The organism is Phycicoccus sp. Soil803, from assembly GCF_001429685.1.
Taxonomy (GTDB): domain Bacteria; phylum Actinomycetota; class Actinomycetes; order Actinomycetales; family Dermatophilaceae; genus Pedococcus.
Genome location: NZ_LMST01000001.1, coordinates 2,831,844 through 2,845,265 on the forward strand (window position 1 = coordinate 2,831,844; position 13,422 = coordinate 2,845,265).

The window sequence follows — 13,422 nt, forward strand, 5'->3', positions numbered from 1 at the left end:
GCCGTGCGTCGACTCCGAGACCTGCTCACGACCCGAGGCCGTGCGTTCGTCGCGGCGGGAATCACGTTGGTGCTGTGCGGGATCGGGCTCGGCTTCACCGACCTCACCCGGATCGGTGTGCTGCTCGTCGCGCTCCCCCTCCTCAGCGGTCTGCTGATGCGCCGGCACGACCTGCGGTTCGCGCTCGAGCGCACCGCGGTGCCCGGGCGCATCCAGGTCGACGAGCAGTCCCTGGTCACGCTGGCCATCGAGAACGCCGGCGGAGGAGCCAGCCCCCTGCTGATGGCCGAGGAGCAGCTCGACTACGCCCTCGGCGACCGGCCGCGCTTCGTCGTGCCACGTCTGCGCCGCGGCGACCGGCAGGAGGTGCACTACTCGGTGCGCTCCCACGTGCGGGGCCGGCACCGGCTGGGGCCCCTCGGCGTGCGGTTGCGTGACCCGTTCGGCCTGAGCACCCGCGTGGCGGCCATCTCGGGGTCCAGCGACATCCTGGTGCTGCCCAAGATCGTGCCGCTCGGTGGTGGGCAGCCCCCGGGCAGCGGGGTCGGCGCCGAGGGTGCGATCCCCCACATGGTCGCCCTGCACGGCGAGGACGACGTGTCGATCCGGTCCTACCGCGACGGCGACGACCTGCGTCGCATCCACTGGCCGGCGACCGCCAAGACCGGCGAGCTGATGGTCCGCCAGGAGGACCGACCCGCGCGCCGCCGCGCCGCGATCGTCCTCGACTCACGAGCCCGCGGGCACCACGGCTCGGGCACCTCCGGCTCGTTCGAGTGGGGCGTGACCGCGTGCGCCTCCGTCGCAGCGCACCTGATCGACCAGGGGTATGCCGTGCACCTCATCAGCGACGAGACCGCCGAGGACAGCCGGGCTGCCAGCGCGATGGAGGTCGACCCGCTGCTCGACGTGCTGGCGATGGCCGAGACCGGCTCGGACGACCAGTTCGCCGACGTCCTCCAGTCCGCCCACCCGGTGACCGCCTCCGGCGGCCTGGTCCTGGCCGTCGTCACCGACCTCGACGAGGAGCTCGCCCGGCGGGTGGCCTCGCTGCGCCAGCCCGGCGGGACCGCGCTGGCCATCGTGCTGGACCCCGACGGCTTCACCGCCACCAGGCGACACCGGCCCGGCAGCAGCGACGAGCTCGCCTGCGTGCCCGTGCTGCGCGGTGCCGGCTGGACGGTGACCGTCGTCGGCGCCGGTGACGACCTGCCCTCGGTCTGGGGAGTGCTCTCCGGGTCGACCAGCCGGGTGGGTGTGGCATGACCCGCGGACGGCTCGCCGACTCGCTGATCGCGGGCGCCTGCTCCGCCGTCGTCGCCTGGCCGTTGACCACCCTCTTCACGCCGAGCACCTGGATCCGCCCGACCCTGGCCATGGTGCTCGCCGTCGTCGTGGTCGGGGTGGTGGGCCGGATGCTCACCAGCTCCTGGGTCGCCGTCGCCGGTGCCCAGCTGGTGGGGGTCGTCCTGGCCGCGGGCTGGATCTACGGGCGGGGCCACCTCTGGTACGGCCTGCCCTACCCCGACACCGTCCTCGCCTTCAACAACCTGCTCATCGAGGCCCGGGAGACGATCCAGAACTACGCCGCACCCGCCCCGACCGGCCGCGGCATCACGCTGGCCATCGGCCTGGCGATCGGCGTGGTCGCGGTCATCGTCGACCACCTCGCGGTGATGCGCCGGTCCCCCGCGCTGGCCGGGCTGCCCCTGCTGACCGCCTTCCTCATCTCGGCCTCCAACTCGGGGAACTCCCTGCACCCGATGTTCTTCGTGGCGTCCGGGGGCCTGTGGCTGCTCATGCTGGGGCGGCAGGGAATCGCCTCGCTCCGGCGGTGGAGCACCACCGTGCCGATGAGCACCACCGGGCGCCGGAACAACGACGACCACGACGGGGCCTACGGCTATGCCGCCGTGGGTCGGAGCCTGGCCGTCGCCGGGCTCGTGGCCGCGGTCGTCGTGCCGGTGGTCATCCCGCACTTCCCGACCCGCTACCTCATCGACGGCCTCGGCCGCTCCAACGAGGCCACCGGGTTCAGCGACGGCCAGGTCGGGCTGAAGTCCACCCTCGACCTGACCAAGAGCCTCAAGACCCTGTCGAAGGCGCCGGTCCTCAGCTACACCACCAACGCCGCCATCCTGACGCCGTTGCGGGTCGGGGTGCTCGAGAACTACCAGGGCGACAGCTGGCGGCCCGAGCGCGACGAGGTCGACTTCGGCCGACAGAGCTCGGTGCCCCTGCCCAGCGAGCTCGGCGACGACGTGCCCCGTGAGACCTACCGGATCTCGGTCGAGGACTCCCGGCTCGAGGCTCCGCAGATCGCCGCGCCCACTCCCCTGGTGACCGCCGACCTGGGCCGGGTCAGCTGGGGCCTGGACCGGAACACCTCGGTCGCCGTCGTCAACCGCTCGGTCAGCTCCTACAGCTTCACCTACCTCGCCCTCAACCCGACCCAGGCGTCCCTCGCCCAGTCGAGGCAGGGACCGACGGGTGGTTTCCTGCGCGAGGACCTGCGGGTCGACCCCGAGTCGCAGGAGATCGTCAGCAAGACGGTCGGTGAGGTCGTGCCCCGGGACGCCAGTCGCATCGAGGCGGCGCGGGCCATCCAGAAGTACCTGCGCACCGACGGGGGGTTCCGGTACTCCCTCGAGCTCCCCGAGACGGTGAAGAACGAGTTCGGCCAGGACGAGGCGCCCGACCCGATCACGCTCTTCCTGCGCAGCAAGGTCGGCTACTGCGTCCAGTTCGCCACCGCGATGGTGATGATGGCGCGCGAGGCCGGGATCCCGGCGCGCATGGCGATCGGCTTCCTGCCCGGCACGGCCGACCGCGGGACCTACACGGTGCGGGGTTCCGACGCGCACGCCTGGCCCGAGCTGTACTTCGAGGGCATCGGCTGGCTGCGGTTCGAACCCACGCCGTCCGGCACCCAGAGCACGGTCGCCCCGCCCTACTCGCTGGCGCCGACCACCCCCGGCACCGACCCGACCTCGACCAGCACCGCGACGGGTGGAGCCACGGCGAACCCGACCCGCCCGGAGGGACGCAACGACCCCGGAGCCACCGACCCGACCAGGAGCACCGGGAGCGACTCGGGGTTCGCGAGCTGGTTCGGTCCGCAGACCCGCACCCTGGTGCTGTGGGTCCTGCTCGGGATCGTGATCGGCCTGTTCGGCTCGCTGGCCGTCCCCCTCGCCGCCCGGAGCCGGTTCCGCCGCAGGCTGCGGCACGCTCCGGACGAGTCGACCCGGGTCGAGATCGAGTGGCAGGCGATGACCGAGCGGATCGGCGACCTCGGCGTCATCCCGCCCCGCGGCAGCACCCCGCGTCAGGCCGGCCGGTTCTACCAGCGGGAGGCCTACCTCGAGGGTGAGCAGACCGAGGCGCTGCGCCGGGTCGTCTCCGGGGTGGAGACCTCGCGCTACGCCCCACCGGGGTCGACCGTCACCGACATCCGCGTCGACACCCAGACCGTCGTCAAGGCCGTCTCCGGCGTGCGCCGCCGCAAGGACCGGCTGCGCGCCACCTGGTGGCCGACCGAGGGCCTGCTCGAGTGGCGCGACCGGCGCGCCGCCGTCGCTCGCTTGGTGCGGCGCCCGCTCGACCGGTTCCAGGACTGGCGCGACGCGCGCCGCGACTACCGCGCCTAGCTCGCTGGACGGCATACCGCGATGACGAAAGGCCCCGAGATGGTCTCGGGGCCTTTGGTCACTGCCTTGGTATGCCGCGTCAGTCCAGCGTGCACGGACCAACCGACGTACTGCCTTGCTCAGTCCAGGTAGTCGCGCAGCACCTGGCTGCGGCTCGGGTGGCGCAGCTTGCTCATCGTCTTGGACTCGATCTGGCGGATCCGCTCACGGGTCACGCCGTAGACCTTGCCGATCTCGTCGAGCGTCTTCGGCTGGCCGTCGGTGAGGCCGAACCGCATCGAGACGACCCCGGCCTCGCGCTCGGACAGCGTGTCGAGCACGGAGTGCAGCTGCTCCTGCAGCAGTGTGAAGCTGACCGCGTCGGCAGGCACGACGGCCTCGGAGTCCTCGATGAGGTCACCGAACTCGCTGTCGCCGTCCTCACCCAGGGGGGTGTGCAGGGAGATCGGCTCGCGACCGTACTTCTGGACCTCGACGACCTTCTCCGGGGTCATGTCGAGCTCCTTGGCGAGCTCCTCCGGGGTGGGCTCGCGCCCGAGGTCCTGGAGCATCTGGCGCTGCACGCGGGCCAGCTTGTTGATGACCTCGACCATGTGCACCGGGATGCGGATGGTGCGGGCCTGGTCGGCCATCGCGCGGGTGATCGCCTGGCGGATCCACCACGTCGCGTAGGTCGAGAACTTGTAGCCCTTGGTGTAGTCGAACTTCTCGACCGCACGGATCAGACCCAGGTTGCCCTCCTGGATCAGGTCGAGGAAGAGCATGCCGCGGCCGGTGTAGCGCTTGGCCAGCGAGACCACGAGCCGCAGGTTGGCCTCGAGCAGGTGGTTCTTGGCCTTCTTGCCGTCCTGGGCGATCCACCAGAGCTCGCGCTTGAGCTTCATCTCGATCTTGTCGCCGGAGTTGAGGCGCTCCTCGGCGAACAGGCCGGCCTCGATGCGCTTGGCGAGCTCGACCTCCTGCTCGGCGTTGAGGAGGGCGACCTTGCCGATCTGCTTGAGGTAGTCCTTGACCGGGTCGGCGGTGGCGCCCGCGGTGACGACCTGCTGCACCGGCGCGTCGTCCTCGTCGTCGTCGCGCAGGACGAAGCCTGCGCCCTCGGACTCCTCGTCCTTCTTGTCGTCGTCGGCGTCGTCCTCGACGACGACGTCCTCGAGCTCGGACTCGACCACCTCGGTCGGCTCGGCATCGACGACCTCGTCGTCACCGGTGGCGGCGGCCTCGTCGGCTGCGGTGCCCGGGGCGGCCGTCTTGCTGGCGGTCTTCGCCCCGGCCTTCGCAGCCGTCTTCTTGGCGGCTGGTGCGGACTCGCCTGCGGCGGCAGCGGCCGCCTTCTTCGTCGTGGTCGCCTTGGCCGGAGCAGCCTTCGCCGCCTTGGTGGCGGTCTTGGCCGCGGTCGCCTTGGCCGGGGCCTTCTCCTCGGCCTTGGCCTCGACCTTGGTCGCGGTCTTGGTCGCCGCGGCGGTCTTGGGGGCAGCCTTCTTGGCCGGCGCGGTGGCCGTCTTCTTGCGGGTGCTGGTCGCAGCCACCGCACGCGAGGCGGTCGCCGAGTCGAGGGTCACGTGGATCCCCTGCTCGTCCAGCGAACGCAGCACGGCCTTCATCCTCTTCGGGGCGATCTCGGCCCCCTCGAGGGCGTCACGCAGCTGCGCGCTGTCCACGGAGCCGTTGGTACGGCCCTGCTTGAGCAGCTTCTGCAGCGCGGGGTGGGAGAACTCCTGGGGGAGAGACGGTGCGGGGCTCGCAGCCTTCTTGGACACAGGCGACACGGACTACCTTTCGTCGCGGACTCGCGGCACGGCGCACGTCATCACAGCCATGCTTTGAGGGGATGTCTGTGACAACAACGGCGGGAGTGGAAGTATTGCGGAGACCGCTCGGGCTGACCCGTCGAGACCTCGTTGGTGACATTGTAAAACGAGATGCCCCCAGATCCCGCATCGGCGCCACGGATGACGCCGATGGTCGCGGCGACACCGGTGGTCGACGGCAGGAGCGGGCCGATCGGACTGCTTGGTCAGTCGTCAGCCTTGACGGCCAGCACCGGGCAGGAGGCATCGAGCAGGATGCGCTGGGCGTTGGAGCCCAGGATCAGCTTGCCGACCGGGGTGCGTCGACGCAGCCCGATGACGATGAAGTCGGCGTTCTCCTCCTCGGCGACCGCGATGAGGTCCTCGGCCGGTTCGTTGCCCCGCACCAGCTGGCGCACCTCGTGCTCCAGACCCTCCTCGTCGAGCTCGCCCTGGATGCGCCTGAGCTCGGTCTCGAAGCGGTTGGCCTCCTCACCGTCGAAGTCGCGCCCACCACGCTGGGAGTTGATGACGATGAGCTTCGACTTGCGAAGCAGGGACTCGTCAGCAGCGCGACGCAGGGCCGCGCGACCTTCCTTCGTCGGGACGTATCCAACAACGATGGCCACGGGGGACCTCCTACGGTCTCTTGGTCGGCCGAGATTCGGCCGGGGCACTGTCGACCGGAGCCTCGTTGCTCCGACCAGGTGCCTGAGCGGCGGCAGCCGCTGCGCCGACCGTACCGGAAATCCCCGGGTCAGGCAGGGCCAGCGAGCACCTTCGCCACGATCGCACCGACCTGCTCGATCTCGATCAGGAAGCCGTCGTGGCCGTAGTCGGAGTGGACCGTGTGAAGCGCCGTCCCGGGGACCGCGTCGGCGATCTCGTGCGACAGCCTCGGGGGGTAGAGCCGGTCCGAGTCGACGGCCACCACGACGAGGTCGGCGGTCACCCGCTCGAGCGCTGCCGCCACTCCCCCACGACCGCGACCGATGTCGTGCGAGTTCATCGCCTCGGTGAGGACCACGTAGGAGTTCGCGTCGAAGCGGCCGGCCAGCTTGCCGGCGTGGTGGTCGAGGTAGGACTCCACGGCATACCGACCGCGGCCACCCAGCGGGTCCTCGGATTGCTGCGGCTGGCGACCGAAGCGCTCGTGCAGCTCGAGCTCGCTGCGGTAGGTGACGTGCGCGATGCGCCGGGCGATCCCCAGCCCGGTCTCGGGCCCGGTGACGTGCTCGTAGTAGTCGCCGCCGTGGAAGTGCGTGTCGGCGCGGATGGCCAGCAGCTGGGCCTGGCACCAGCCGATCTGCTCCGCGGTCGCGTATGCCGTGCTGGCCAGCACGATCGCCGTGCCGACCCGCTCGGGGTGGGTGACGGCCCACTCGAGCGCACGCATGCCCCCCATCGAGCCGCCGAGGACCGTGTGCCAGCGGTCGACCCCGAGGGCGTCGGCCAGCAGGGCCTCGGTCTGCACCTGGTCGCGGACCGTGATGAACGGGAAGCGGCTGCCCCACGGCCTGCCGTCCGGCGCGGGGCTCGAGGGCCCGGTGCTGCCCTGGCAGCCGCCCAGCACGTTGGCGGCCACGACGAAGTAGCGGTCGGAGTCGAGGGGCTTGCCCGGCCCGACGAGGCCGTCCCACCACCCGGGGGTGGGGTGACCGGGACCGGTCGGCCCGTCGACGTGGCTGTCCCCGGTGAGGGCGTGCTCCACGAGGACGGCGTTGTCGCCGGCGGCGTTCAGCTCGCCCCAGGTCTCGTAGGCCACCCGGACAGCGGGCAGCACACCCCCGCGCTCGAGCTCGACCGCGCCGAGGTCGACGAACTGGCGTCGGCCGACCGGGTCGCCGTCCCGCCACGCCCCGGAGGTGGCCTGTGGTGGGGAGGTCGTGGTCATCGAAACTGCTCCTGTGGCGCTCGCGCTTGCCGCCCAGGTGAGGGTCGGCCGGGTCTTCACCCGGGGCACCCCACCGCGAGGAGGGTTGCCGCCCAGCAAGCCGGGGCTTGGCGCTGGGACTCATAACCTGCCGCTCATCATACGAGGCGGGCCCCCCGCTGTCCGCCGCGTCCGCTGCGTGGACGTGCGCACCGTCGGCCACCACGGCTCGCTCGCTCACCCCGCCCGTGCGTCGTCTCGAGCGACCCCGCCGCCCGGGCGGACCCCGAGATCGAGCATCCGCTCGAGCAGCAGCGCCAACCGGTAGCCGGGCGAGGCCTCCAGCGCGCGCTCCAGGCAGGTCCTCGCCAGCGCGCCGTCGCCCAGCCACCACGCAAGGTTCGCCAGCACCGTGAGCGGGGCCGCGGCATGCTCGTCGGGGACGGCCCTGACCAGGTGCTGGAGCCGGACCAGGTGTCGCCTCCCCGCCAGCGCCGCACCCTGGTCGCGACGATCGGTGTCCGGCCGAGGTAGGCAGGTGCGCACTGCATCGACCACGTCGGGCGACAGGCAGTCCGCAGGCAGCGACCCCGGGCACAGCCACGCCACCAGGGCGTCGCGGAGCTCGAGGTCCCGGAGGCTGTCGACGAGCAGCGCGACCTGGTCGGGACGCAACGCCTCCACCGTCAGCTGGTCGTCCCCGGTGCCCCGGAGCCCCAGCGCCAGAGCCCAGGCGGACAACGCCTCGAACCGGTGCGCAGCCCGGCCCAGGCCCCGGCCGTTGCCGGTGCGCTCGGCCCGGGCGGTGCCGTGGCCGGGCGGAGCGCCCGGCCCGGGCGGTCCGCTCGGCGCGGGCGGTCCGCTCGGCGCGGGCGGTCCGCTCGGCGCGGGCGGTCCGCTCGGCCACGGCAGCCGCCACGGGCCCGGCGCGATCGGGGTCTGCGGCCACCAGGGCCGCGAGCGCTCCCCGACCGGGCAGCGGCGCGACACCGATGCCGACGAACTCGGCCACCGCGGGCGTGTCAGCCGGTGCAGGGACCGGCGAACCACCGGCAGGACAGCACCCCGAGACGCAGTCGACGGCGAACCACCGGCCGTCCCGCACCACCACCCGGTCGAGCACCTGCACCCCCGCCCGGAGCAGGTGACCGCGGACCGCGTCGAGCGCAGGCCGGCCCGCGCCCCTGCGCGTCTCGTAGGCGACGAGCAGGACCGCATCAGGCTCCTCGTGCAGCAGCGGCGGGACCAGCATCCGCGACGCCTCGTCAGCCGTTGCAGCCGTGGGCAGGTCGACCCGCTCGACCAGGACGACGGCCCGGTCGCGGAGCGCGACGACGACCAGCGAGTCGTGCGGGTGGTAGCCGAGCTGGTAGGGCAGGACGGCGACGACGTCGCCGGGGCTGCGCAACCTGATGGAGTTCATGCGGCCCACCGTGCCCGTCCGTGCGGTCACCCGACACCGTCGTGCCGCAGCCCTGTGGACAGGACGGCTCAGGGCGCACCCCTGTGCACCGCGAAGGGGCGGTACGGCGCCGGATCCGCGCCGTACCGCCCCTTCGAGCCGCTGGGACCAGAGGCCCCGCGTCGCACTACCGCAGGACGTCGCCCTGGACGGTCTCGCGCGCGGCCGCGCCCTTGGCAGTCGGGTCCAGCCGCTCCCACGCGAGGAACGACTCGGTCTCGTTGACCACGGTCGCCGCGATCCACGAGACGACGACCGCGTCGTCGGCCAGCCCGAACACCGACAGGGCCAGCTCGGGGACCAGGTCGATCGGGGACACGACGTAGGCGACCGCCCCGAGGACCATCAGCAGCCGCCCGCGGGTGGTCCCGGCATACTCACCGCGGAAGGTGGCCGCGAACAGCCTGGGCAGGCTCATCAGACGTTCGCCCATGCCGGGCGACCCGGGACGGGTGGCGGTACGCACCGCGGTGGCGATGGTGCGCAGGGCACCGAATCGGTTCATGGGCATGGACGTCCTCCTTGCTCCCGGACGCCAGCTGGCCCGGACACGGTGCCAACGACCCGAGGGCCGTGGTGATTCCCACGCAGCGCCGCGAGCACGCTCAGATCCCGGTGTTCCTGCGGGGGAACTCGTGCCGGGCGTGGTCGGCGATCTTCTTGAGGAGGAACCCGTCGAGACCGGCTCCCAGGACGCCGCCGATGACCGGGACTCCCTTGCCGAACCTGGTCAGCGTCTTCTTGCCGGCGGTCGACAGCAGCCGGAAGCCGACCGCCTTGTTGACCACCATCATCGCCGGACCCGGCAAGCGCTGGGCCGCGAGGTTGGCGAGGCGTCCGGTCGAGGCCACGCCGGCCTTCTTGAGCAGGTCGTCGGCATCGGCCCCGACCAGGGTCAGCAGCACGGCCGAGCGGATCTCCGGCTGCTTGATGTCGTAGCCGCGCAGCGACGCGATGGCGGCCACCATGCGGGTCGCCACGACGTAGAACTCGACGACGTTGGCCGGCAGCGCGACGGGCAGCGTGATGAAGCCACCGAGACCCGTCACGAAGCCACCGGCCGCAGCGAGCTTGAGGTGGCCCCGCACGACGGCGTCGACGGCCTCCTCGGCCTCGGGCTTCTCGGCGCGCTTGACGTCGGCGACCTTCTGGGCGGAGTCGAACGGGCCCTTGCCGTCGATCCCCACGTCGAGGAGGCTCTCGATCAGCCCGGTGACCGCGCCGGCGAACATCCCGGAGTCCTCCCGCCCGGCCTTGGCCTGCTCGAGCGCCGAGGCCGGTGCGACCTCCGACTCGTCCTTGCCCAATCCGAGGAACCCCACGCCACTCTCCCTGATGTCGTCCGGCGACCTGTCCTGCGTCGGACCGGCCCTGTGACCTGCCCTGACGGCTCTGCTCGCCATCCTGCCACGAGGCCCGATGACCAGCAGGTTTAGCCTTGGAACATGCCTGAGTCCGCTGCGTCCACCGACCCGTCCCCCTTCTCCGCCTACGCCCACCCCGACCGGCTGGTCAGCACCGAGTGGCTGGCCGAGCAGCTCGCTGCCGGGAAGGTCGGCGGCCCCGACGGCGTCGTCGTCCTCGAGTCCGACGAGGACGTGCTGCTCTACGAGACCGGCCACATCCCTGGGGCGCTCAAGCTCGACTGGCACCAGGACCTCAACGACCCCGTCATGCGCGACTACGTCGACGCCGAGCAGTTCGCGGCCGTGATGTCGGCGCGCGGGGTCGGGCGCGACACGACCGTCGTGATCTACGGCGACAAGAACAACTGGTGGGCGGCCTACGCCCTGTGGGTGATGAGCCTCTTCGGCCACGAGGACGTCCGGCTGCTCGACGGCGGCCGCACCAAGTGGGTCGCCGAGGGCCGCGAGCTGACCAAGGACGTGCCGCAGGTGACGCCGCTGTCCGGCGACGCGGCATACCCGGTCGTCGAGCGTGACGACGCACCGATCCGGGCGTTCAAGGACGACGTGCTGGCCCACCTCGGGGGGCCGTTGGTCGACGTCCGCTCCCCCGGCGAGTACTCCGGCGAGCTGCTGCACATGCCCGACTACCCGCAGGAGGGCGCCATGCGCGGCGGCCACATCCCCGGCGCCAAGTCGGTGCCGTGGGCCCGCGCGGCCAACGAGGACGGCACCTTCAAGTCCCGCGAGGACCTCGAGGCCATCTACCTCACCGAGCAGGGGCTCTCGCCGAGCGACCCCACGATCGCCTACTGCCGCATCGGTGAGCGCTCGTCGCACACGTGGTTCGTGCTGACCCACCTGCTCGGCTTCGACACCGTGCGCAACTACGACGGGTCGTGGACCGAGTGGGGCAACGCGGTCCGCGTGCCCGTGGAGAAGTGAGGCCCCGGTGACCCAGGACACGGCCCGCGCGGAGCTGCCGACGGCGATGCAGGAGATCGCCGACGACTTCGCCGATCTCCTTGCGCCGCAACGGCTGGAGCTGCTGCTGGAGTTCAGTGAGGGGCTGCCCGAGCTCCCGGAGAGGTATGCCGGTCGGCTGGGTGAGATGGAACAGGTCCACGAGTGCCAGTCGCCGATCTTCCTCGCCGTGGAGGTCGGGGACGACCCGGCGGACTCCCCGGGAGACCGCCCTGTGCACCTGTTCTTCTCGGCCCCCCAGGAGGCGCCGACCACGCGGGGTTTCGCCGGGATCCTGCACGAGGGCCTCGACGGGCTCACCGTCGACGAGGTGCTCGCGGTGCCCGAGGACGCGCCGTACCGGTTCTCGCTGGGCGAGGCGGTCTCACCGCTGCGGCTGCGCGGCATGGTCGGCATGCTGAGCCGGATCAAGCGCCAGGTAGCCCTGAAAACCCGCTCCTAGCAACGGTTTCCCGCGCCCCTCCCCCGAGTCCCAACTTTATCGGGTGACCCGATAAAGGGCGGCTTCACCCCGGAAACTTCCCGGGGTGAAGCCGCCCTTTGTCGGGTGAACCCTGGCGCGAAGACGCGTGGGCGGTCAGCTCACCGCGTCGAGGGCGTCCACGATGCCGTCGCCGTAGTAGCTGTTGTCCGTCGCCGGACCGGTGCACGGGATGCTGGTGCCACCCTCAGGGGCGGAGCAGGCCCGGTCGTCGGCCTGGGCGCGCAGCTTGGCGACCATCTGGGCCGGGGTCCAGTCCGGGTGGACCGACTTCATCAGGGCGAGCACACCGGCGACGTGCGGCGATGCCATCGAGGTGCCGCTCTTGGTGCCGTAGCCGTTGTTGGTGACGATCGTCGACAGGATCGTCCGACCCGGTGCCGCGACGTCGATGACGCCCAGGCCCCGGTTGCTGAACGACGCGAGCTGCTCGGTGCGGTTCGTCGCGGAGACGGTGACCACCCCGGGGAGCTCGGTGGGGATGTCCAGGCAGTCGTTGTTGATCTGCCGGGTGATCGGCTTGGTGTAGTTCGGGCTCACGCTGTCGGTCGTCTTGTTGGCGAGGTCCTTCGCGGAGTTGCCCGCCGCGGCGGCGTGCACGACGCCCTGCTCGGTGGACCAGGCGACGGCCCGCTCGACGGCCGTGCGGACGGCAGCCTGGTCGGGCTGGTCGCCGCACCAGTACTCCATCGGGTCGATGTAGTAGCTGTTGTTGGTCACGTCCATCTTGTGCTCGCCGGCCCAGATGAAGCCGCAGATCGCGTACTCCGGGTAGATGAACCCGTCGTCGTTGACGACCTTGACCGACGCCATACGCACGTTCGGGGCGACCCCGACGATGCCGGTGCCGTTGCGGGCCGCGCCGATCGTACCGGCCACGTGCGTGCCGTGGTCGGAGGTCGTCGGGTACCACGCGCCCGCGCTCTGGTCGGGACGGCCGGCCCCGACACAGCTCACGGAGTCGGCGACGTCGATGTTGGCGGCCAGGTCCGGGTGGTCGGGGTCGATGCCGCTGTCGAGCACGCCGACGACCACCGAGCGGTCACCGTCGGTGATCTTGTGGGCCTGGTCGGCCTTGATCTGGACCAGGTCCCACTGCTCGGTCTCCCGCGGGTCCGGGGCCGGGGCGGCCTCGCTGGTCAACGCGTCGGAGAGGTCGCCGTTGGCGGGCTTGGCGTGGCCCTTCTGGTAGCCCGAGGCTCCGTTCCCCCAGGACGGCGACAGGTCGGCCGGGGTGCCCTCGCTCACGGCCGCGGTGCGCGACGCACCCACGGAGCTCACGGCGTTGCCGCCGAGGCGGACCACGTCGGTGCGGAACGCTGCGCGGTCGGAGTGGGCGACGACGACGCCGATCTGAGGCCAGGACTGGACGACGACGCCGCCGGACGCGACCACGGCGCGCTCGACCAGCCGCGTCTGGCCGGGGTTGGCCACCTTGGCGTTGACGACGTAGCTCATCAGGTAGCCGTCGGGGGTCACCACGGGCACCGGCGTCGAGGCGTCCTCCGCCGTGCCGGTCGTCGTGGTGGTGGCCGTGGACGCGGCGCTGGAGCCGGTGTCGTCGGCCGGTGACGCGGTGGCACTTCCTGCCGCGAGCAGCGACGCGGCGAACAGGCCGCCAGCCGCCACGAGGGCGAGGCCACGTCCGTGCGGGGAACGGTGGTGCATGGGTTTTCCTCCTGGGTGGGGATGGAGTCACTGGGGTTCCGATCGGAAATGTCCAGTTCTCAGGACTCTGCCCGAATTTGGGTAAGGAGTGGGTATGGAAGGTGGCGG

11 protein-coding genes, 1 pseudogene and 1 riboswitch are annotated in these 13,422 nt (G+C 71.7%); of the genes and pseudogenes, 4 read left to right on the top strand and 8 right to left on the bottom strand.

What is annotated here, in order from left to right; translation table 11 throughout:
• Nucleotides 1-3: 3 nt before the first annotated feature.
• Nucleotides 4-1,266, top strand: coding sequence for a DUF58 domain-containing protein (locus tag ASG95_RS13010; protein WP_056920670.1), 1,263 nt, complete (start codon nucleotides 4-6; stop codon nucleotides 1,264-1,266).
• Nucleotides 1,263-3,650 carry a transglutaminaseTgpA domain-containing protein gene (locus ASG95_RS13015; RefSeq protein WP_057377737.1) on the top strand — a complete coding sequence of 796 codons (2,388 nt, stop codon included), beginning with the start codon at nucleotides 1,263-1,265 and terminating at the stop codon, nucleotides 3,648-3,650. The genes ASG95_RS13010 and ASG95_RS13015 overlap by 4 nt, the downstream gene beginning before the upstream one ends.
• Before the next feature lie 119 nt (nucleotides 3,651-3,769).
• On the opposite strand, the gene ASG95_RS13020 is transcribed toward ASG95_RS13015, so the two are convergent.
• The 7 genes and pseudogenes from ASG95_RS13020 to ASG95_RS13045 form a co-directional block, all read right to left on the bottom strand.
• Nucleotides 3,770-5,410: an RNA polymerase sigma factor gene (locus ASG95_RS13020; RefSeq protein ID WP_057377738.1), complete on the bottom strand. Its 1,641-nt coding sequence runs from the start codon at nucleotides 5,408-5,410 to the stop codon at nucleotides 3,770-3,772.
• 257 nt (nucleotides 5,411-5,667) lie between these two features.
• The gene (locus tag ASG95_RS13025; protein WP_056920667.1) at nucleotides 5,668-6,069 is read right to left on the bottom strand and encodes a universal stress protein; all 402 of its coding nucleotides are present in this window, start codon (nucleotides 6,067-6,069) and stop codon (nucleotides 5,668-5,670) included.
• 128 nt (nucleotides 6,070-6,197) lie between these two features.
• Nucleotides 6,198-7,334, bottom strand: a complete 1,137-nt coding sequence (locus ASG95_RS13030) for a homoserine O-acetyltransferase (RefSeq protein WP_056920666.1) — start codon at nucleotides 7,332-7,334, stop codon at nucleotides 6,198-6,200.
• 17 nt (nucleotides 7,335-7,351) lie between these two features.
• Nucleotides 7,352-7,462, bottom strand: a riboswitch (SAM riboswitch).
• Between the two features lie 88 nt (nucleotides 7,463-7,550).
• Nucleotides 7,551-8,303 (bottom strand): DUF4192 family protein, encoded by a 753-nt coding sequence (locus tag ASG95_RS20930; protein WP_157582040.1) that lies wholly within the window; start codon nucleotides 8,301-8,303, stop codon nucleotides 7,551-7,553.
• Nucleotides 8,191-8,736 (bottom strand): annotated as a pseudogene (locus ASG95_RS22435) (DUF4192 domain-containing protein); the annotation flags it as partial. The pseudogene ASG95_RS22435 and the gene ASG95_RS20930, both read right to left, overlap by 113 nt.
• 166 nt (nucleotides 8,737-8,902) lie before the next feature.
• The gene (locus tag ASG95_RS13040) at nucleotides 8,903-9,286 is read right to left on the bottom strand and encodes a YkvA family protein (protein ID WP_056920664.1); all 384 of its coding nucleotides are present in this window, start codon (nucleotides 9,284-9,286) and stop codon (nucleotides 8,903-8,905) included.
• Between the two features lie 94 nt (nucleotides 9,287-9,380).
• The gene (locus ASG95_RS13045) at nucleotides 9,381-10,097 is read right to left on the bottom strand and encodes an EcsC family protein (RefSeq protein WP_056920663.1); all 717 of its coding nucleotides are present in this window, start codon (nucleotides 10,095-10,097) and stop codon (nucleotides 9,381-9,383) included.
• A 123-nt stretch (nucleotides 10,098-10,220) separates the two neighbouring features.
• On the opposite strand from ASG95_RS13045, the gene ASG95_RS13050 reads away from it, so the two are divergent.
• The gene (locus tag ASG95_RS13050) at nucleotides 10,221-11,126 is read left to right on the top strand and encodes a sulfurtransferase (RefSeq protein WP_057377740.1); all 906 of its coding nucleotides are present in this window, start codon (nucleotides 10,221-10,223) and stop codon (nucleotides 11,124-11,126) included.
• 46 nt (nucleotides 11,127-11,172) lie between these two features.
• Nucleotides 11,173-11,607, top strand: coding sequence for a SufE family protein (locus ASG95_RS13055; protein ID WP_056921185.1), 435 nt, complete (start codon nucleotides 11,173-11,175; stop codon nucleotides 11,605-11,607).
• Between the two features lie 135 nt (nucleotides 11,608-11,742).
• Here ASG95_RS13055 and ASG95_RS13060 read toward each other — a convergent pair whose 3' ends face one another.
• The gene (locus ASG95_RS13060) at nucleotides 11,743-13,314 is read right to left on the bottom strand and encodes a S8 family serine peptidase (RefSeq protein WP_057377741.1); all 1,572 of its coding nucleotides are present in this window, start codon (nucleotides 13,312-13,314) and stop codon (nucleotides 11,743-11,745) included.
• Nucleotides 13,315-13,422: the final 108 nt, after the last annotated feature.